The following is a 19,439-nucleotide window of genomic DNA, read 5'->3' as shown; positions in this document are numbered from 1 at the left end:
CCCGGATGCTCGCAGATACTGACCCCGAACTCGACCATGGACCGCGGACCGAAAGGTCCGCGACCATGCGGATGTGCGCGGTCAGTCGCGAAGTCCGGCCGATCGACGAGCTGATCCGTTTCGTCGTCTCGCCGCAAGGCGACATAGTTCCCGATCTCAAGCGCAAGCTGCCCGGACGCGGCATGTGGGTCACCGCCTCGCGCGAGGTGGTTGCGGAAGCCGTGCGGCGTCACCAATTTAGCAAGGCCTTCAAGCGCGAGCTGCGCGTTCCCCAGACGCTTCCCGCCGACATCGAGGCGCTCCTCGTCAGGAGCGTGACGGAAGCCCTTGGGATCGCTGCCAAGGCAGGCCAGGTCGTGGCCGGCTTCGGCAAGGTCGAGAGCGCCCTGCGGGAAGGCACGGCCGAGGTCCTGATCCACGCCAGTGACGGGGCTGCGGACGGAATCCGCAAATTGGACATGCTGGCGCGTCAAAATGCCGGAAATCGCGGCGCCAAGCCGCAGATTCCCGTCATTACCGCACTGAAATCGTTAGAATTGGATTTGGCACTGACCCGGTCAAATGTGATACATGCTGCGCTGCTCGCGGGCCCGGCGAGCAGGTCATTCCTGTCACGTAGCCAGATGCTGGTCCGATACCGGATGGCGGACGATGACAAGACTGCCGAAAAGCACGGCCAGGATTTCTGAGAGACAACGACGAACCGATCTGACGGTGCGGCAACGCACAACACTGATAAATCAGGATTAGGACTGCTGAATGGTTGATACCAAGACCCCTGGCGACAAGAAGCTGAGCGTTCCGAGCAAGACGCTATCGCTCAAGCCGCGCGTCGAAACGGGTACCGTGCGCCAGAGCTTCAGCCATGGCCGCAGCAAGCAGGTCGTGGTCGAGAAGCGCGGCAAGCGCCGCATTGGTGACGGCCCCGAGCCGCACGCGCCTGAGGTTGCTGCAAAGCCGGCACCGGCCGCGCCTGCTCCGTCGCGCCCTGCTCCGCCGCCCCCGCCGCGCAATGCCGGTTCCGGCGTGGTCCTGCGCACGTTGACCGAGGACGAACGTTCCGCCCGCGCCAGCGCGCTGGCCGATGCCAAGGTGCGCGAAGTCGAAGAGCGCCGCCAGGCCGAGGAAGAGGCCCAGCGCCGCGCCGTCCGCGAGGCCGCCGAACGCGCCGAGCGCGAGGCCGCCGAGTCGCGCCGCAAGGCCGAGGAAGAGCGCCATCGTCACGAGGACGAAGCCAAGCGGAAGGCCGAGACCGAGGCCAAGAAGCGCTTTGGCGAAGGTGAGCAGCCGTCCGCTCCCCGCCCTGCGGCGGCTGCGGCCCCGGCCGCTCCCGCGCCGCGTCCCACCAGCGCGCCCGCAGCGCGTCCCGGCGCCCCCGCGACGGCACGTCCGGGAACAACGACCGCGCGCCCCGGAACGACCACGCAACGGCCGGCCGGCGGTGGCCCGCTGGGTCGCGCCCCCGCAGTCGCAGCCGGACCGGACGAGGACGATGGTCCGCGCCAGATCCGCCGCGGTCCCGGCGGCGCTGCGCGTCCTGCGGCAGCCCCCAAGACGACCCACAAGCCCGGCCCGCAGAAGGAACGCGGTCGCCTCACCGTCGTCACCGCGCTCAATGCCGACGAGGTGCGCGAGCGCTCGATCGCCTCGTTCCGCCGCCGCACCCAGCGCCTGAAGGGCCACGCCTCGAACGAGCCGAAGGAAAAGCTCATCCGCGAGGTGACGATTCCGGAAGCGATTACCATCCAGGAACTCGCCAACCGCATGGCCGAGCGCGCAGTCGACGTCATCCGCATGCTGATGAAGCAGGGCGCGATGCACAAGATCACCGACGTGATCGACGCCGACACCGCGCAGCTGATCGCCGAGGAGCTCGGTCACACCGTCAAGCGCGTTGCCGCCTCCGACGTCGAGGAAGGCCTGTTCGACCAGGTCGACGATTCCACCGACACTGAGACCCGTTCGCCTGTCGTGACCGTGATGGGCCACGTCGACCACGGCAAGACCTCGCTGCTCGATGCGCTCCGTCATGCCAACGTGGTCTCCGGCGAAGCCGGCGGCATCACCCAGCATATCGGCGCCTATCAGGTGACCTCGCCCGAAACCGGCAAGAAGATCACCTTCATCGACACGCCCGGCCACGCCGCATTCACCGCGATGCGCGCCCGCGGCGCCAAGGTCACCGACATCGTCGTGCTGGTGGTTGCGGCCGATGACGGCGTGATGCCGCAGACGGTCGAAGCCATCAATCACGCCAAGGCGGCAGGCGTGCCGATCATCGTTGCCATCAACAAGATCGACAAGCCCGATGCCAAGCCGGAGCGCGTGCGCACCGAGCTGCTCCAGCATGAGGTGCAGGTGGAATCCTTCGGCGGCGAAGTCGTCGACGTCGAAGTGTCCGCCAAGAACAAGACCAATCTCGACAAGCTGCTCGAGATGATCGCGCTCCAGGCCGAAATCCTCGACCTGAAGACCAATTCGGAGCGTCCGGCCGAAGGCACCGTGATCGAAGCCAAGCTCGATCGCGGCCGTGGTCCGGTCGCCACCGTGCTGGTCCAGCGCGGCACGCTCCGTGTCGGCGACATCATCGTCGCCGGCGCCGAGATGGGTCGCGTCCGCGCGCTGATCTCGGATCAGGGCGAGACGGTGCAGGAGGCCGGTCCCTCGGTACCGGTCGAGGTGCTCGGCTTCAACGGTCCGCCGGAAGCCGGCGATCGTCTCGCTGTGGTCGAGAACGAAGCCCGCGCCCGCCAGGTCACCAGCTACCGCGCGCACCAGAAGCGCGAGAATGCGGCTGCCTCGATCTCCGGCATGCGTGGCTCGCTCGAGCAGATGATGTCGCAGTTGAAGACGGCGGGCCGCAAGGAATTCCCGCTGATCGTCAAGGCCGACGTGCAGGGCTCGCTGGAAGCCATTCTCGGCTCGCTGGAGAAGCTCGGCACCGACGAAGTCGCCGCCCGCATCCTGCATGCCGGCGTCGGCGGTATCTCGGAATCCGACGTGACGCTGGCGGAAGGTTTTAACGCCGCGATCATCGGCTTCTCGGTTCGCGCCAACAAGGAGGCCGCTGCGGCCGCCAAGCGCAACGGCATCGAGATCCGCTACTACAACATCATCTACGACCTCGTGGACGACGTGAAGAAGGCGATGAGCGGCCTGCTCGCGCCGACCTTGCGCGAAACCATGCTGGGCAATGCCGAGATCCTGGAGATCTTCAACATCTCCAAGGTCGGCAAGGTCGCCGGCTGCCGCGTCACCGACGGCACCGTGGAACGCGGCGCCAATGTGCGCCTGATCCGCGACAACGTCGTCGTGCACGAAGGCAAGCTGTCGACGCTGAAGCGCTTCAAGGACGAGGTGAAGGAAGTCCAGGCCGGTCAGGAATGCGGCATGGCCTTCGAGAACTATCACGACATGCGTGCCGGTGACGTGATCGAGTGTTATCGCGTGGAGACGATCCAGCGCTCCCTGTAAGTCCAAATCTTACCGAAGCGTTCGGATCTTTTTGAGCTGAAATTGCAGGAGTGCGATGGCCGGATTTTTCCGGCCATCCGCGCCTCTTCGTTTCAACAGGACAAATGACAATGCCCGTGTCCCAAACGCGGGCATGACGAGGTGATTTCCAAACTATGCCCCGCCACCACCAGAAAAAAAGTTCCGCGCCCGGCGGCTCGCAGCGTCAGTTGCGTGTCGGCGAGCAGGTTCGCCATGCGATGGCCGAGATTCTGGCGCAAGGCAACGTGCATGATGCGGATCTCGAAGGCCACATCATCACCGTGCCGGAGGTACGGATGTCGCCCGATTTGAAGCTCGCAACAATCTACGTGATGCCGCTCGGTGGACGCGACACCGAGATCGTCATCGCTGCGCTCGAGCGCAACAAGAAATTCCTGCGCGGCGAAGTCGCGCGGCGCGTTAACCTGAAATTTGCACCTGACATTCGCTTCCGCGTCGACGAACGATTCGACGAGGCGGAACGGATCGAGAAGCTTTTGCGAACACCTGCGGTGCAGAAGGATCTCGAACAGGACTTGGAACAGGATCCGGATTCGGATCGGGAAGAAGAGCAATGACGATGGACCCGGCTCACGGCACGATCGACGGCAACGAGGCCGATCAGCGCGATGTGCAGAACAATAATTTTGCGGAGATGGGCGGCAATTCCCAGCCGCATCAGGAGCCGCGCCGCGTCAACAACGATCCGCGCGCCAAGCAGCAGAAGGGCAACCAGCCTCGCCGCGACCGGCGCGACGTCCACGGCTGGGTCGTGCTCGACAAGCCGATCGGCATGACCTCGACGCAGGCGGTCGCCGTGCTCAAGCGCCTGTTCAACGCCAAGCGTGCGGGACACGCCGGCACGCTCGACCCGCTCGCCTCCGGCGGCCTGCCGATCGCGCTCGGAGAGGCCACCAAGACGGTTCCCTTTGTGATGGACGGCCGCAAGCGCTACCAGTTTACCGTGTGTTGGGGCGAGGAGCGCGACACCGACGACATCGAGGGCCGGGTGACCGCGACCTCGGACCAGCGCCCGACCCGGGACGCCATCCTGGCCCTGCTGCCCCGCTTCACCGGGGTGATCGAGCAGATCCCGCCGCGCTATTCGGCCATCAAGGTCCAAGGCGAGCGCGCCTATGACCTCGCCCGCGACGGCGAGGTCGTGGAGCTGGCCCCCCGCCCCGTCGAGATTCATCATTTAGCCCTTGTAGATCAACCAGATAACGACAGGGCCGTGTTCGAGGCCGAGTGCGGCAAGGGCACCTATGTCCGCGCGCTCGCCCGCGATATGGGCCGGATTCTCGGCACTTACGGCCATATCTGCGCGCTCCGGCGGACCCTGGTCGGCCCATTTGGCGAAAACGACATGATTCCGCTGGATCAGTTGGAGGCTTTGTGCGATAGAGCCGCGTCCGGCGAGGGCAGCCTCGCCGACGCGCTTTTGCCCGTTGAGACCGCGCTGGACGACATCCCGGCACTGGCCGTCACTCGGGCTGATGCGGCAAGGCTCCATCGGGGCCAAGCCGTTTTGTTGCGCGGACGGGATGCGCCCACTTGTAGCGGCACAGTCTATGTCACGGTGGCAGGCCGTCTTTTGGCGCTTGCCGAAGTTGGCAATGGCGAAATCATCCCCAAGCGTGTGTTCAACCTGACCGGCCTGACTGCCAGCCCCGGTCGCAACGAGAGAAATTGACGATGTCGATTGCCGCAGAACGCAAAGCGGAAGTCATCAAGACGAATGCCACCAAGGCGGGCGACACCGGCTCGCCCGAGGTTCAGGTCGCGATCCTGTCGGAACGCATCAACAACCTCACCAACCATTTCAAGACCCACGTGAAGGACAACCATTCGCGTCGCGGTCTCTTGAAGCTGGTCTCGACCCGCCGCTCGCTCCTCGACTACCTGAAGAAGAGGGACGAGGCGCGTTACAAGGCGCTGCTCGAGAAGCACAACATTCGTCGTTAAGAGCTCTGCGCGCGCCAACGGCGCGCGTTTTCGCGCGTGGTTTCGAACGAAAGCATTTGTGTAAAGGTTTTTGATCGAGGCTGCGTGCGCGTCGGGTGCGGGCCGTTGACGGCGAGCACCCGAGGCACGAAGGGCGAAGACCGCAATTCGGTGTTCGCATTCGTGCCGACTGACAGTCCAGCAGCAATCCGGCGGCTGGGCACAACGGGCAAGGCGCCCGTATGACCCGAAAGGATGGACGCCATCCGAAATCCAAAAACCATGGCAGGATCGCAGGACGCTGATCGCCCGCTTCGATCAGCATCCCGCAATCTTGCGCATGGTTTTTGTTTTTCCGAGCCGTCCCTTCTTTCGAGAACCATGAAAGAAGACATCTATGTTCAATAAGCATTCGGTCGAGATCGACTGGGGCGGACGCCCTCTCAAGCTCGAAACCGGCAAGATCGCCCGTCAGGCCGACGGCGCCGTCATCGCCACCTACGGCGAGACCGTGGTGCTCGCCACCGTCGTCGCGGCGAAGGCGCCGCGCGAAGGCGTCGACTTCCTGCCGCTGACCGTCGACTACCAGGAGAAGACCTACGCTGCCGGCCGCATTCCCGGCGGCTATTTCAAGCGTGAGGGCCGTCCGACCGAGAAGGAGACGCTGGTCTCCCGCCTGATCGACCGTCCGATCCGTCCGCTGTTCGTCGACGGCTGGCGCAACGAGACCCAGGTGATCGCCACCGTGCTGTCGCACGACATGGAGAACGACCCTGACATCGTCGCGCTGGTGGCATCGTCGGCTGCGCTGACGCTCTCCGGCGCTCCGTTCAAGGGCCCGATCGGCGCCGCGCGCGTCGGCTTCGCCAATGACGAGTTCATCCTCAACCCGACGCTCGACGAGATGGTCGACACCCAGCTCGACCTGGTCGTCGCCGGCACCGCCGACGCCGTGCTGATGGTGGAATCGGAAGCCAAGGAGCTGAACGAAGACATCATGCTCGGCGCCGTGATGTTCGGTCACCGCCACTTCCAGCCGGTGATCAACGCGATCATCGAGCTCGCCGAGAAGGCCGCCAAGGAGCCGCGCGAAGTCACCGTGATCGACAACGCCGCGCTCGAGAAGGAGATGCTCGGCCTCGTCGAGCAGGAGCTGCGCGCCGCCTACGCCATTCCGGTCAAGCAGGATCGCTACGCCGCGGTCGGCAAGGTCAAGGAAAAGGTGATCGCCCATTACTTCCCCGAAGGGCAGGAGCCGAAATACGACAAGCTCCGCATCGCTGCCGTGTTCAAGGAGCTGGAAGCCAAGATCGTTCGCTGGAACATCCTGGACACCGGCAAGCGCATCGACGGCCGCGACAGCAAGACCGTCCGCAACATCGTCGCCGAAGTCGGCGTGCTGCCCCGCGCCCACGGCTCGGCGCTGTTCACCCGCGGCGAGACCCAGGCGATGGTCGTGACCACGCTCGGCACCGGCGAGGACGAGCAGTACATCGACGCGCTGTCGGGGACGTACAAGGAAACGTTCCTGCTGCACTACAACTTCCCGCCCTTCTCGGTCGGCGAGACCGGCCGCCTCGGCGGCACCAAGCGCCGCGAGATCGGCCACGGCAAGCTGGCCTGGCGCGCGATCCACCCGGTGCTGCCGCCGCACCACGAATTCCCCTACACCACGCGCGTGGTGTCGGAGATCACCGAGTCCAACGGCTCGTCCTCGATGGCTTCGGTCTGCGGCGCCTCGCTCGCGCTGATGGATGCCGGCGTGCCGTTGAAGCGGCCGACCGCGGGCATCGCGATGGGCCTGATCCTCGAAGACAAGCGCTTTGCGGTTCTCTCCGACATCCTCGGCGACGAGGACCATCTCGGCGACATGGACTTCAAGGTGGCCGGCACGGAAGCGGGCATCACCTCGCTCCAGATGGACATCAAGATCGAGGGCATCACCGAAGAGATCATGAAGGTGGCGCTGGCCCAGGCCAAGGACGGCCGCATCCATATCCTGGGTGAGATGTCCAAGGCGCTGACCGCAGCCCGTGCCGAGCTCGGCGAATACGCGCCGCGCATCGAGACCTTCAAGATCGCCACCGACAAGATCCGCGAAGTGATCGGCACCGGCGGCAAGGTGATCCGCGAGATCGTCGAGAAGACCGGCGCGAAGGTCAACATCGAGGACGACGGCACCGTGAAGGTCGCCTCCAGCGACGGCGAGGCCATGAAGGCCGCGATCAAGTGGATCAAGTCGATCGCGTCCGACCCGGAAGTCGGCCAGATCTATGACGGCACCGTCGTCAAGGTGATGGAGTTCGGCGCCTTCGTGAACTTCTTCGGCTCCAAGGACGGTCTCGTCCACATCAGCCAGCTCGCTTCGGCACGCGTGCAGAAGACCTCCGACGTCGTCAAGGAAGGCGACAAGGTCAAGGTCAAGCTGCTCGGCTTCGACGATCGCGGCAAGACCCGCTTGTCGATGAAGGTGGTCGACCAGACCACCGGCGAAGACCTCGAGGGCAAGGACAAGGGCGGCGAGGGCGAGAAGGCCCCGCGCGAAGCGGCCGGCGAGTAGATCTCGCTACAGTCCAGAAAAACGAAGGGCGGCCGAAAGGCCGCCCTTTTTGTTTGTGTTTGACGTATCGCCTCTCCGCAGTCCGTAGCCCGCATGAAGCGAAGCGGAATGCGGGACCGGCGTCCCGGATTGCGCTGCGCTCCATCCGGGCTACGGGAAGTCACCTCTCCCGCAAGCGGGAGAGGTGCAAGGCCTCACGCCGCGATGTCGTAGCGGTCGAGGTTCATCACCTTGGTCCAGGCCTTGGCGAAGTCCTTGACGAACTTCTCCTTGGCGTCCGAGGTCGCATAGACCTCGGCGAAGGCGCGGAGCTGCGAGTGCGCGCCGAAGATGAGATCGGCGCGGGTGCCGGTCCACTTCACCGCGTTGGTCTTGCGGTCGCGTGCCTCATAGGTGCCATCGGCAACCGGCGTCCACTGCGCGCTCATGTCGAGCAGGTTGACGAAGAAGTCGTTGCTCAGCGTTCCCACCTTCGCGGTGAGCACGCCGTGCTTCGAGCCGTTCGCATTGGCGCCGAGCACACGCAGGCCGCCGACCAGCGCGGTCAGTTCAGGCCCGGTGAGCTTGAGCAGCTGCGCGCGATCGACGAGGGCTTCTTCCTGCTGCAGGAACTGATGCTTCTTGCCGATGTAGTTGCGGAAGCCATCGGCCCGCGGCTCGAGCGGCGCGAAGGACTCCGCGTCGGTCTGCTCCTGCGAGGCGTCCATGCGGCCCGGCGTGAAGCCGACCTTGACGTCGACGCCGGCGTCCTTGGCGGCCTTCTCGACCGCGGCGGTGCCGCCGAGCACGATCAGATCCGCGAGCGAGACCTTCTTCGCACCGGTGCTGAACTCCTTCTGGATCGCTTCGAGCTTGCCGAGCACCTTGGAAAGCTGGGCCGGCTGGTTCACCTCCCAGTCCTTCTGCGGAGCAAGGCGGATGCGCGCGCCATTGGCGCCGCCGCGCTTGTCCGAACCGCGGAACGTCGAGGCCGACGCCCAGGCGGTCGAGACCAGCTCGGAGACCGACAGCCCCGAGGCCAGGATCTTCGACTTCAGCGCAGCGATATCCTGGTCGCTGGCCAGCTCGTGGTTCAAGGCCGGAATCCGATCCTGCCAGATCAGCGCTTCCTTCGGCACCAGCGGGCCGAGATAACGCTGGATCGGGCCCATGTCGCGATGGGTCAGCTTGAACCAGGCGCGGGCGAAGGCGTCCGCGAACTGAGCCGGATTCTCGAGGAAGCGGCGCGAGATCTTCTCGTAGGCCGGATCCATGCGCAGCGACAGGTCGGTCGTCAGCATGGTCGGCCGATGCTTCTTCGACTTGTCGAAGGCATCGGGAATGATCGCGTCGGCGCCCTTGGCCGTCCACTGGTTCGCACCGCCCGGGCTCTTCGTCAGCTCCCATTCGTACTTGAACAGGTTCTCGAAGAAGTTGTTGCTCCACTTCGTCGGTGTCGTCGTCCACGTGACCTCGAGACCGCTGGTGATGGAATCACCCGCGAGGCCCGACGCGTGCTTGCTCTTCCAGCCGAGGCCCTGATCTTCCAGCGCGCCTGCTTCCGGCTCCGGTCCGACCAGCGAGGGATCACCCGCGCCATGGGTCTTGCCGAAGGTGTGGCCGCCGGCGATCAGCGCGACGGTCTCTTCGTCGTTCATCGCCATGCGGGCGAATGTCTCGCGGATGTCCTTGGCAGCGGCGACCGGATCCGGCTTGCCGTTCGGGCCTTCCGGGTTGACGTAGATGAGGCCCATCTGCACGGCGCCAAGCGGTTCGGCGAGCTGGCGTTCGCCGCTGTAGCGCTCGTCGCCGAGCCAGGTGCCTTCCGGACCCCAATAGAGCTCTTCCGGCTCCCACACGTCGGCGCGGCCACCGGCGAAACCGAAGGTCTTGAAGCCCATCGATTCCAGCGCGACGTTGCCGGCGAGCACCATCAGATCGGCCCAGGAGATCTTGCGACCGTATTTCTGCTTGATCGGCCAGAGCAGACGGCGCGCCTTGTCGAGGTTGGCGTTGTCGGGCCAGCTGTTGAGCGGCGCAAAGCGCTGCTGACCGGCACCGGCGCCGCCGCGGCCGTCGGTGATGCGGTAGGTGCCCGCGCTATGCCAGGCCATGCGGATCATCAGGCCGCCATAGTGACCGAAGTCGGCCGGCCACCACTCCTGCGAATCCGTCATCAGGGCGGTGAGGTCCTTGACGACTGCGTTCAGGTCGAGCGACTTGAATTCCTTGGCATAATCGAACTCCTTGCCCATCGGATCGGACAGGTCGGAATTCTTGTGCAGCATCTCGATGCTGAGCTGGGTGGGCCACCAGTCGCGGTTCACGCGCGTGGGTTTTCCGCCCGAAAACGGGCACTTCGAAGTGTCGTCCATGATTACCTCCTCTGGTGGCGTCCGACGGCGCCTTTGACCAGGTAGAACCACTCTAAGCGCCGCCTCCTATCAGGTGAAGTTGACTTTAATGATCGCTGCGATAGGATTTTCTTATGATAAATCTGACGCTGCGCCAGCTCCGGTATTTCGATGCGCTGGCGCGCCATGGCCATTTCGGGCGTGCGGCCGAGTCCTGCTCGATCTCACAGCCGGCCCTGTCGATGCAGATCAAGGAACTGGAGGAGACGCTCGGCGGCCTGCTGCTGGAGCGCAGCGCGCGGCAGGTCGCGCTGACCCGGTTCGGCGAGGAACTCGCCCAGCGGGTCCGCGATATCCTGCGCTCGGTCGACGAGCTCGGCGATTTCGCCCGGGCCTCGCAGGACCGCTTCGCCGGCCGGCTTCGCATCGGCATGATCCCGACCATCGCGCCATACCTGCTGCCCACGATCACCAAGAACCTCACGCGCATGCACCCGGAGCTCGACATCCGCGTGCGCGAGACGATGACGCCGCGGCTGATCCAGGAGCTGGTGGAGGGACGGCTCGACACCGCCATCGTCGCGCTGCCGGTGTCGGAGCCCTCGCTCACCGAGGTCGCCCTGTTCGAGGAGAAATTCCTGCTGGTGCGGCCGGGCGCTGATGAAGGGACGCCGGCGCCCTCGCGGGAGATGATGCGGGAGATGCGGCTGCTGCTGCTCGAGGAGGGCCACTGCTTCCGCGACCAGGCGCTGTCGTTCTGCAACATGCAGTCGGCGCCGCCGCGCGAGATGCTGGACGCGAATTCGCTGTCGACCCTGGTGCAGATGGTCAGCGCCGGCATCGGCGTGACCTTGATCCCGGAGATGGCGGTGCCGGTGGAGACGCGATCGGCCTCGGTCTCGCTGACGCGCTTTCGCGATCCCGAGCCCTCGCGCACCATCGGCATGGTCTGGCGCAAGACCAGCCCGTTGGCGCGGCAGCTGCTGCAGATCTCCGAAGTGGTGTGCCTGTCGGCCGGCAAGGTACGCGCACGGCAATCCGTGCGCAGCCAAAGGGCTTGAGCTCGGATGTCGCAACCCGTCATCCGCCCTGCCCGCGCGGACGAATACGACGAGATCGGTCGCGTCTGGATGGAGAGCTGGGTCTCGACCGGGCTTGGCGAGGCCAGCGAATTCCTGCTGGCAAATTTGCGCGCGCGCATCCGGCGCGAGATGGAGAACGGCTGGAGCCTGTTCGTCGCCGACGATAACGGCACGATCGGCGCGATGCTCGCGCTGCACCTGCCAAAGCTCTATCTCGATATGCTGTTCGTCGCGCCTGCCTATCAGGGCCAATCGGTCGGGCGGCAATTGCTCGCCTTCACGCGAACGCAAATGCCGGACGAGATGCATCTTCGTTGCGTGCGCGAAAACGAAAAGGCCTGGCGCTGGTACGAGCGCGAAGGTTTTGTGTTCGAGAAGGAAGAGATCGAACCGTCGAACGGGTTCGTGATGAAATACTACCGGTGGAAGCGGTAGCCTGCGGGATAGACGGCGACCTCTGGATGCATCTTGCGGTTGTCGCGATCCCAACCTAGTCTGGCGTGACCGATGACCTCCTGCCTCTGATCTCCCGGAATCCATGATTCGAATTGCTGTCGCGGCGATCGCCCTGCTGTCCCTTTTGACTTCGGCAAATGCCCAAACCCCTCCCGCAAACGGCACGCCTCCGGCCTCAACCGCGACACCGGCGAAACCGGTTTCCACGAAAGCGACGGCGAAGCCAAAAGCGACAGCCAAGTTTGCGGAGCCGGCGACGGCCGGTCCTTGTGGCGTCGGCGTGATTGCGGGGACCGGGGACATCTTCGTCGTCCAGAAGATCGGCCTGACCGTGTTCGGCAACGACTATGCAGAAGTCCCGGTATCCTGGGGCCTCGACGATCTCGTCTTTGCGCGGGCGCGGGCAGCCGCAGGCAGCACGCCGGTGCGACGGATCACTTACGCCAAGGGCGCGCTCGATTCCTACTATCACCCCAAATCCGGCCTGTTCCGCAATCGAGGCGAAGAGCTGTCGAACCTGATCCGACAGGTCGCGGGGAATGCCGGTTGCGAGCGCTATCTCGTCATCATGCGCAGCGAAGGACAGCTAGACGGGACCAACCAGTCGCTCAGCGGCGTCGGCATCTTCAGCAGGGGCGTCGGTCTCATCTCCTACGCATATGTCTTCGCCTATATCGGCGTGACATGGGTCGACGGCCGCACCTTCGAAATCATGAAGGGCCCAGCCGTAACGTTCGAAGGTGTCATGAAGCATATGGCGGACAACTTCGTCTCGAACGAGCTCTTGCAGAAAGTGGACAAGTCGATGTTTCCGGAGACGGCCACGGACTCCGCCAACAACACCACCCTGCGCGACACCACGCGCGACTTTCTGACCCAGCGGCTGGACAAGATCTTGCCGCCGTATTTCGCGCCGTGACGATGCTGAAGGGAAGCCAGGCTCGTAAGAAGGCGATGATCAAGGCGATGCAGGCCGTCGCAATGATCGTCGCGGCTCATCTGCTCTCGACGGCGGGGGCTGAGGCCCAGGCAGCGCCAAAGACGAGCACGGCCAACGGCAAGGTAACCACGCGGCGCGATGTGACGGCGAGGTCCGCTGCTGCTGGCGGCGGCTCGTGCGACTTCGGTGTCGTGGTCACCGCCGGCGATGAGTTCACCGTGCTGACGACCGGCCTCACCGTATTCCAGAACAAGAAGATGGTGATCCCGATCCCGGGCTGGGGGCTCAACGATCTGATCTTCGCGCGGACTCGCGCCGCGATCCCTGCCGGCGTGTCCGTTCTGAGAATCCCCTACAACCCGGCGAAATTTCCTCCCCGCGATGAGTCCAAGGACACATTGAAGGACAGGTTGTTCCGCGATCTCAACGCGGAGCTGGCCGGATACATGCGCGAGGTCGTGAAAGGAACGAATTGCCGGCACTACATCCAGATCCTCAATTCGATCAGCCCTATCGGGACATCGAACTATACGGTCCGCGGTTTCGGCATCCTCAACCAGGATGTAGTGCTAGGGCGTCGCATCTATCTTTATGCCCTGGCGTTTATCCGCATCTTTGACGGGCGCGATTTCTCCGTTGTCAGACAGAGCTCTGCGCTGATCAACCTGCATCATTCCCTGGTGGTGCAGAGGCTTCTGGGCAGGCAAATCGGCGGCCCCTATCGCGAATTACCCGCAGAATCGTTTCCAGCGCGCCCTGAAGATGCCGCCGACAATCCCGCACTGCGCGACGGCGTGCGCGCCCTGCTGACCGAAAGCCTCGACAAGACGCTGCCGCTTTTGCTCGGTGTTCGATCAGCAGCGAGTCAAAGCGACGCCGGAGAACGTTGACCCACATGTCGTTCACGCCGCTTGCCTTCTGCCTAGGCGTAGTGCGTTGCGGATGCGCGGCAAACGCGGCATGAATTGCGCGCTGTTGACCTTCCGCCGATGAAAGGTTCCCGCCATGATCAAGCTCTATTGGTCGCCCCGCTCGCGCTCGTTCACGACGCTCTGGCTGATGGAGGAGAGCGGCCTGCCCTACGAGCGCGTGCTGACCGACATCTCGACCGGCGCGCAGAAGGCGCCGGACTATCTCAAGATCAATCCGATGGGCAAGGTGCCGGCACTCAGTGACGGCGATGCCGCGCTCGGCGAAGCCGCCGCGATCTGCGCCTACATCGCCGACCGCTATCCCGAGACGAAGCTCGCGCCCGCCGTGACCGATCCGCGCCGCGCACGCTATCTGCAATGGCTGTTCTTCTCGCCGGGCTGCATCGAGCCGGCCATCATCCAGATCTTCACCAAGATCGAGATCCCGACCTCGACCGCGGCGTGGGGCAGCGCGACGCAGGTGTTCGACGTGCTGGAGGCTGCGCTCGCCAAGGGGCCGTGGATTCTCGGCGAGGAATTTTCTGCCGCCGACGTCACGGTCGGCTCGGGCCTGAATTTTGCGGTGCGCCTGTTCAAGATGGTGCCGTCGCGCCCGGCCTTCGATGCCTATCTGGCGCGCTGCATGGCGCGGCCGGCATTCCAGCGCGCGGAGAAGATCGCGGCGGGCTAGAGCGTTTTCGGGCGAGATGGGGACCGGTTCGCGTCAAGAAAACGCGCCAAACAAGAATCTCGCTTACAGCCTGATCTTAAGGACGGCGAGCCCGGACTGCTGAAGCAGTCCGGAGGACGTCGCCGACAGGCCATAGCGGAGGCCGAGATCGAAGCGATCGTTATCGGCCGCGACGAGCCCCAGCGCGGTCGAGTAGATCCATGGCGACAGCGCAAGACCGGAGGTCGCGAAGGTGTCGCCGCCGCCGGCAAACGCCGACTTGATCTGAAGGCCCTGGTTCAGCGCGTTGTAGCCGACACCGACCTCGCCGGTGAGATAGACCTGCTTCGCGATCCTGTAGGCGCTCTTCAGTCCCGCCGTCAGCGTCAGCTCGCGATAGGTCTGCGAATCCACGTTGAGGCTGAAGCCGCCCGCGCCGCCCTCCTGATAGGCGGGCGAGCGAACCTGGCCATAGTCCAGCCGCAGCGACGGCGCGATCGCAAGTCCCGGCTCGATCGGGATCAGCTTGCGAACACCCGCACCGGCGTGCGCGCTATAGGATCTATAGCCAGCGCCGGCCGTGCTGTTGATGAAGGTCAGCGAGCGGCTCTCGCCATTGTCATTCAGCGCGCCGTCGAGCTGGCCGTCGACCTGAACGCCATGGCCGAGTGCATAAGCGCCATAGACGCCAGCTTGATAGGAATCGATGGCGAGCCGGTTCGGGACGGCGTCGTCGCTGCCGATGATCGCCTGATGCGAAAAGGCGAACACGCCGCCAAGTATCGCGCGCGGGGATATCGTCGCGTCCGCACCCACGGCAATGCCGCCGCCGGAGGCGTTGTAGCCGGGGACGCCGTCGACACTCCCTTGCCGGACACTACCGCCGAGCGGCTTCATCCAGACATTCCGCTCTGGTGTGACGCCGGCGTTCAACCCGAGCACATCGTCCAGCCGGCCCGTCATCGCCTGCTGGAACACGCGCTGCGTGGAATAGGTCGCCTGCGATGCTGCGCCGGTGAGGACAGGCAAGGTCTGGTTGACGGCGTTGACGAGACCGGGACCGCTGAGATTGTCGAGCGCGACAAAACCTTGCGCCATGCTGCCGCTCCAGCCGAGCGACGTCGCCGATAAGCGATAGAGCATGTCGACTGCGCCGAGGCCCGCGCGGCTGTTCTGCGCTTGCAGCGTTTCGGCGTAGGGGCGCACCAAAGAGAGATAGGCAACGCCGCCGGTCGGGTTGCCCGAGAGATCGTAGGTGCTGACCAGCATCTGCGCGCCCGACGCATCACCGCTGGCCGTGCCATAGAGGCTTGCGAGCGTGCCCTTCGAAAGCGTGTTGAAGAGCACGTTGCCTTCAGGCGTCACCGAGCCCAGCAGCGTGAAGTTCGCGGCGCTGCTTCCCGCGGGCGCGATGCCGGCGCCCCAGAAATATCCGTTCTGGTAATTGGTGATGACGAAGCGGCCGGGTGCCGAGGTGCCGAACAGCGTGGAGCTGACGATCCGCCACGGTGTGCCCGATGTCCACGCCCATTGCGGGACGGAGTTGGCGGGGACGGCCTGCGAGGCCGGCGGCGTGAACGTCGCGGGATCGTAGGGCAGCATGTAGGCCCAGTGCGTCACGAGCAGCGTGTCGCCGGTGATCATCTGCATTTCCATCGCGGTCACGCCGTTGATGGCCCGCATATGGCCGAGGCCAACAGTGACCGCGCCGCCCGATGTCGGCGTGAACAGCATCGTGATCTGGCCCGCAGTCGTGACGAAGCCCTGGATGGTCGAGCTATCCGTCAGCAGCGCCGACCCAAGCTTGAGCTGGGCAACGCTCGTTCCCGTGAACGCGCCGTTGGTCGCGGTCGCGAGCGACCACAGCGTCTGATCGCCGATCGGGATCGGGTTGGAGAAGCCGGTCTTCGGCGCGGCGTAGGCCAGCAATTGCGCCGTCGGCACGTACCAGTTGGTGTTGGAGAGGGTCGTGTCCCAGATCGCCGACTGCGCCCGGGCAAGCGTGCTGCTGCAAAGCAGCGCGGCGCCGGCAACGGACGCCAGCGCCCCGGCACGACATATCGCACGCATCCTCGGCACGATCGTTCCTCCCGAACCGCGGGATACGATCCTGCGGCGCCACCGGGGCGCAGCAAACATGATTTTATTGCCGGGTCTGCCCCATGATCGTGGGGGTGCGACGAGGTCGCGGCCGCTGAGGCGGCTTCAGTCCGCCAGGACGAAGATCCTGTAGGGTGGGCAAAGGAGCGCAAGCGACGTGCCCACGTTTCAGATGGTGGGCACGCTTCGCTTTGCCCACCCTACGGCAGCTTCGTCTATTCCGACTTCAAATCATCCGGCCTCGGCATCAGGACGATGTTGTAGCCGGAATCGACATAATGAATTTCGCCGGTCACGCCGCCCGAGAGGTCCGACAGCAGATACAGCGCCGAGCCGCCGAGCTCGTCGAGCGTGACGCCGCGGCGGAGCGGCGCATGCTTCTGCATGAACGCGAACATCGCGCGCGCCTCGCCGATGCCGGAGCCGGCGAGCGTGCGGATGGGACCTGCGGAGATCGCGTTGACGCGGATACCGCGCGGTCCGAAATCGGAGGCGAGGTAGCGTACCGAGGCTTCCAGCGCGGCCTTGGCCACGCCCATCACGTTGTAGTTCGGCATCGCGCGTTCCGAGGCGCCGAAGGTCAGCGTGATCATGCTGCCGCCCTCCGTCATCAGCTCGGCGGCGCGCTTTGCCACTTCCGTGAATGAGAAGCAGGAAATCACCATGGTGCGCGAAAAGTTCTCGCGGCTGGTGTCGGCGTAGCGGCCCTTCAGCTCGTTCTTGTCGGCAAAGCCGATCGCATGGATGACGAAATCGAGCTTGCCCCACTTTTCGCGCAGCACCGCGAAGGTGGCATCGACGCTGGCGATGTCCTCGACATCGCAGGGCAGCACCAGATCCACGCCAAGCGATTCAGCCAGCGGCTTGACCCGCTTGCCCAGGGCTTCGCCCTGGAAGGTGAAGGCGAGCTCGGCGCCGTGGGCATGCAGCGTCTTCGCCATGCCCCAGGCGATCGAATGATCATTGGCGATGCCCATGATCAGACCGCGCTTGCCTTTCATCAAACCTTCCATTGCCTTTCGGCTCCTATCATTCCCACGTCATCGCCCGCGCATGCGGGCGATCCAGTATTCCAGAGACAGCAATTACAGGCCAAGAAGCCGCGGTGTGGGGGCTCACACATCCAGCCGGCTGAACACCAGCGTGGCGTTGGTGCCGCCGAAGCCGAAGGAGTTCGACAGCACGGTGCCGACCTTCACGTTGTCGATGCGCTTGCGCACGATCGGCATGTCGGCGAACACGGGGTCGAGCTCCTGGATGTGCGCGCTCTCGCAGATGAAGCCGTTGTTCATCATCAGCAGCGAGTAGATCGCCTCCTGCACGCCGGTGGCGCCCAGCGAATGGCCGGTCAGCGCCTTGGTGGCGGAGATTGGCGGGCACTTCTCGCCGACGCCGAACACCCTGCGGATCGCCTCGATCTCCGGCGGATCGCCGGCCGGCGTCGAGGTCGCATGCGGATTGATGTAGTCGACCTTGGTCTTCACCGTCGACATCGCCATGCGCATGCAGCGCTCGGCGCCTTCGCCAGATGGCGCGACCATGTCGTGGCCGTCCGACGTCGCGCCGTAGCCGACGATCTCGCCATAGATGCGCGCGCCGCGCGCCTTGGCATGCTCGAGCTCTTCCAGCACCAGCACGCCGGCACCGCCGGCGATGACGAAGCCGTCGCGGTTGACGTCGTAGGGACGCGATGCGGTGGCGGGCGTGTCGTTGTACTTCGAGGACATCGCGCCCATGGCGTCGAACAGCACCGACAGCGACCAGTCCAGCTCCTCGCAGCCGCCGGCGAAGATGACGTCCTGCTTGCCGATCTGGATCGTCTCATAGGCATTGCCGACGCAGTGGTTCGACGTCGCGCAGGCCGAGGAGATCGAATAGTTCACGCCCTTGATCTTGAACCAGGTCGCGAGCGTCGCGGAGGCCGTGGACGACATCGCCTTCGGCACTGCAAACGGTCCGACGCGCTTCGGCCCCTTGGTGCGGGTGATGTCGGCGGATTCGACGATGGTGCGCGCGGACGGACCGCCCGACCCCATGATGATGCCGGTGCGGATGTTGGAGACTTCGTCGGGCGACAGGCCGGAATCCTGGATCGCCTGCTCCATCGCGATGTGATTCCACGCCGCGCCCTGACCGAGGAAACGCATGGCGCGGCGGTCGACCACCGTCGAAGGATCGAGTGTCGGCTCACCTTGCACCTGCGAACGGAAGCCGAGCTCGGCATATTTCTCAGCCCGCGAAATGCCCGACTTCGCCTCGTGAAGGCTCGCAAGCACTTCCTGGGTGTTGTTTCCGATGGACGAGACAATGCCCATCCCGGTGACCACAACCCGCCTCATGACAGCCTCGCCTAAATCGTTGTCTCTCTTGGTGATGCGCCTCAGCCCAGGCTCGTGCCCTGCTTGAACAGGCCGACCTTCAGATCCTTGGCGCGATAGATAATCTGGTCATCGACCGAAAGCCACCCGTCGGCGATGCCGAGCACCAGCTTTGACCGCATCACGCGCTTCATGTCGACGTTGTACACAACCTTGCGGGCCTCGGGCAGCACCTGGCCGCTGAACTTTAATTCGTTCAGGCCAAGTGCACGGCCACGACCTTCGCCGCCGATCCAGCCCAGATAGAAGCCGACCATTTGCCACAGCGCATCGAGGCCGAGGCAGCCGGGCATGACGGGATCGTTCTTGAAGTGGCAGCCGAAGAACCAGAGGTCAGGCTTCACATCGAGCTCGGCGCGCACCAGGCCCTTGCCGAACTCGCCGCCATTGTCGTTGATGTCCGTGATGCGGTCGAACATCAGCATCGGCGGCAGCGGCAGCTGGGCATTGCCCGGGCCGAACATCTCGCCGCGGGCACACGCCAGCAAGTCTTCATATTCGTAACCGTTGCGCCTGTTCAGCATGCACGAGCCTCTGTTCAAATTCCGATTGAGCGGCGTTCTTTGGCGA

General features: G+C 64.6%; 16 protein-coding genes. 11 read left to right on the top strand and 5 right to left on the bottom strand.

Annotated elements, in window-relative coordinates:
• Positions 1–5 precede the first annotated feature (5 nt).
• The 6 genes from XH79_RS21765 to pnp all read left to right on the top strand — a co-directional run bounded on the left by XH79_RS21765 (position 6) and on the right by pnp (position 7,999).
• On the top strand, positions 6–689 hold the full coding sequence (locus XH79_RS21765) for an RNA-binding protein (RefSeq protein ID WP_271582864.1): 684 nt from the start codon (positions 6–8) through the stop codon (positions 687–689).
• 70 nt (positions 690–759) lie between these two features.
• Entirely contained in the window at positions 760–3,474 is a 2,715-nt protein-coding gene (gene infB / locus XH79_RS21760) for a translation initiation factor IF-2 (RefSeq protein ID WP_271582863.1), read from the top strand.
• A gap of 155 nt (positions 3,475–3,629) precedes the next feature.
• Positions 3,630–4,073, top strand: coding sequence for a 30S ribosome-binding factor RbfA (gene rbfA / locus XH79_RS21755; protein ID WP_212340200.1), 444 nt, complete (start codon positions 3,630–3,632; stop codon positions 4,071–4,073).
• A complete protein-coding gene (gene truB, locus XH79_RS21750) occupies positions 4,070–5,188 on the top strand; it encodes a tRNA pseudouridine(55) synthase TruB (RefSeq protein ID WP_271582862.1) in 1,119 nt (372 codons plus the stop codon). The genes rbfA and truB overlap by 4 nt, the downstream gene beginning before the upstream one ends.
• Before the next feature lie 2 nt (positions 5,189–5,190).
• Positions 5,191–5,460, top strand: a complete 270-nt coding sequence (gene rpsO / locus XH79_RS21745) for a 30S ribosomal protein S15 (RefSeq protein WP_018644188.1) — start codon at positions 5,191–5,193, stop codon at positions 5,458–5,460.
• Positions 5,461–5,836: 376 nt separating this feature from the next.
• Entirely contained in the window at positions 5,837–7,999 is a 2,163-nt protein-coding gene (pnp, locus tag XH79_RS21740; protein WP_212340196.1) for a polyribonucleotide nucleotidyltransferase, read from the top strand.
• A 194-nt stretch (positions 8,000–8,193) separates the two neighbouring features.
• Here the strand turns inward: pnp and katG are convergent, their stop codons facing one another.
• Positions 8,194–10,353 carry a catalase/peroxidase HPI gene (gene katG, locus XH79_RS21735; protein WP_271582861.1) on the bottom strand — a complete coding sequence of 720 codons (2,160 nt, stop codon included), beginning with the start codon at positions 10,351–10,353 and terminating at the stop codon, positions 8,194–8,196.
• Between the two features lie 113 nt (positions 10,354–10,466).
• Here katG and XH79_RS21730 point away from each other — a divergent pair, with 113 nt between their 5' ends.
• From XH79_RS21730 to XH79_RS21710, 5 genes are all read left to right on the top strand, one after another.
• Positions 10,467–11,393 (top strand): hydrogen peroxide-inducible genes activator, encoded by a 927-nt coding sequence (locus XH79_RS21730; RefSeq protein ID WP_212340185.1) that lies wholly within the window; start codon positions 10,467–10,469, stop codon positions 11,391–11,393.
• Between the two features lie 6 nt (positions 11,394–11,399).
• Complete coding sequence (locus XH79_RS21725; RefSeq protein ID WP_271582860.1) at positions 11,400–11,849, top strand: GNAT family N-acetyltransferase; 450 nt, start codon at positions 11,400–11,402, stop codon at positions 11,847–11,849.
• Positions 11,850–12,150: 301 nt separating this feature from the next.
• A complete protein-coding gene (locus XH79_RS21720) occupies positions 12,151–12,789 on the top strand; it encodes a hypothetical protein (RefSeq protein ID WP_271582859.1) in 639 nt (212 codons plus the stop codon).
• Positions 12,790–12,791: 2 nt separating this feature from the next.
• On the top strand, positions 12,792–13,700 hold the full coding sequence (locus XH79_RS21715) for a hypothetical protein (protein WP_271582963.1): 909 nt from the start codon (positions 12,792–12,794) through the stop codon (positions 13,698–13,700).
• Between the two features lie 115 nt (positions 13,701–13,815).
• Entirely contained in the window at positions 13,816–14,412 is a 597-nt protein-coding gene (locus XH79_RS21710) for a glutathione S-transferase family protein (RefSeq protein WP_271582858.1), read from the top strand.
• Between the two features lie 63 nt (positions 14,413–14,475).
• Here the strand turns inward: XH79_RS21710 and XH79_RS21705 are convergent, their stop codons facing one another.
• The 4 genes from XH79_RS21705 to fabA all read right to left on the bottom strand — a co-directional run bounded on the left by XH79_RS21705 (position 14,476) and on the right by fabA (position 19,393).
• Complete coding sequence (locus tag XH79_RS21705; RefSeq protein WP_271582962.1) at positions 14,476–16,461, bottom strand: autotransporter family protein; 1,986 nt, start codon at positions 16,459–16,461, stop codon at positions 14,476–14,478.
• 245 nt (positions 16,462–16,706) lie between these two features.
• Positions 16,707–17,504 (bottom strand): enoyl-ACP reductase FabI, encoded by a 798-nt coding sequence (gene fabI, locus XH79_RS21700; RefSeq protein WP_212340177.1) that lies wholly within the window; start codon positions 17,502–17,504, stop codon positions 16,707–16,709.
• A gap of 102 nt (positions 17,505–17,606) precedes the next feature.
• Complete coding sequence (gene fabB, locus XH79_RS21695) at positions 17,607–18,830, bottom strand: beta-ketoacyl-ACP synthase I (protein WP_018644179.1); 1,224 nt, start codon at positions 18,828–18,830, stop codon at positions 17,607–17,609.
• A 41-nt stretch (positions 18,831–18,871) separates the two neighbouring features.
• Positions 18,872–19,393: a bifunctional 3-hydroxydecanoyl-ACP dehydratase/trans-2-decenoyl-ACP isomerase gene (gene fabA, locus XH79_RS21690; RefSeq protein ID WP_130363910.1), complete on the bottom strand. Its 522-nt coding sequence runs from the start codon at positions 19,391–19,393 to the stop codon at positions 18,872–18,874.
• Between the last annotated feature and the right edge of the window lie 46 nt (positions 19,394–19,439).

Source organism: Bradyrhizobium sp. CCBAU 45389 (genome assembly GCF_028128625.1).
In the GTDB taxonomy this organism is placed as follows: Bacteria; Pseudomonadota; Alphaproteobacteria; order Rhizobiales; family Xanthobacteraceae; genus Bradyrhizobium; species Bradyrhizobium liaoningense_B.
Note: the sequence above shows the minus strand (reverse complement) of the source record. Positions and strands in the feature narration are given on the sequence as shown.

Coding starts and splice junctions, on each gene's coding strand:
- truB (WP_271582862.1), top strand. CDS start 4,070: ATGACGATGGACCCGGCTCACGGCACGATCGACGGCAACGAGGCCGAT.
- XH79_RS21765 (WP_271582864.1), top strand. CDS start 6: ATGCTCGCAGATACTGACCCCGAACTCGACCATGGACCGCGGACCGAA.
- infB (WP_271582863.1), top strand. CDS start 760: ATGGTTGATACCAAGACCCCTGGCGACAAGAAGCTGAGCGTTCCGAGC.
- XH79_RS21710 (WP_271582858.1), top strand. CDS start 13,816: ATGATCAAGCTCTATTGGTCGCCCCGCTCGCGCTCGTTCACGACGCTC.
- rpsO (WP_018644188.1), top strand. CDS start 5,191: ATGTCGATTGCCGCAGAACGCAAAGCGGAAGTCATCAAGACGAATGCC.
- XH79_RS21730 (WP_212340185.1), top strand. CDS start 10,467: ATGATAAATCTGACGCTGCGCCAGCTCCGGTATTTCGATGCGCTGGCG.
- fabI (WP_212340177.1), bottom strand. CDS start 17,504: ATGGAAGGTTTGATGAAAGGCAAGCGCGGTCTGATCATGGGCATCGCC.
- pnp (WP_212340196.1), top strand. CDS start 5,837: ATGTTCAATAAGCATTCGGTCGAGATCGACTGGGGCGGACGCCCTCTC.
- XH79_RS21725 (WP_271582860.1), top strand. CDS start 11,400: ATGTCGCAACCCGTCATCCGCCCTGCCCGCGCGGACGAATACGACGAG.
- XH79_RS21715 (WP_271582963.1), top strand. CDS start 12,792: ATGCTGAAGGGAAGCCAGGCTCGTAAGAAGGCGATGATCAAGGCGATG.
- fabB (WP_018644179.1), bottom strand. CDS start 18,830: ATGAGGCGGGTTGTGGTCACCGGGATGGGCATTGTCTCGTCCATCGGA.
- fabA (WP_130363910.1), bottom strand. CDS start 19,393: ATGCTGAACAGGCGCAACGGTTACGAATATGAAGACTTGCTGGCGTGT.
- katG (WP_271582861.1), bottom strand. CDS start 10,353: ATGGACGACACTTCGAAGTGCCCGTTTTCGGGCGGAAAACCCACGCGC.
- XH79_RS21705 (WP_271582962.1), bottom strand. CDS start 16,461: ATGCGTGCGATATGTCGTGCCGGGGCGCTGGCGTCCGTTGCCGGCGCC.
- rbfA (WP_212340200.1), top strand. CDS start 3,630: ATGCCCCGCCACCACCAGAAAAAAAGTTCCGCGCCCGGCGGCTCGCAG.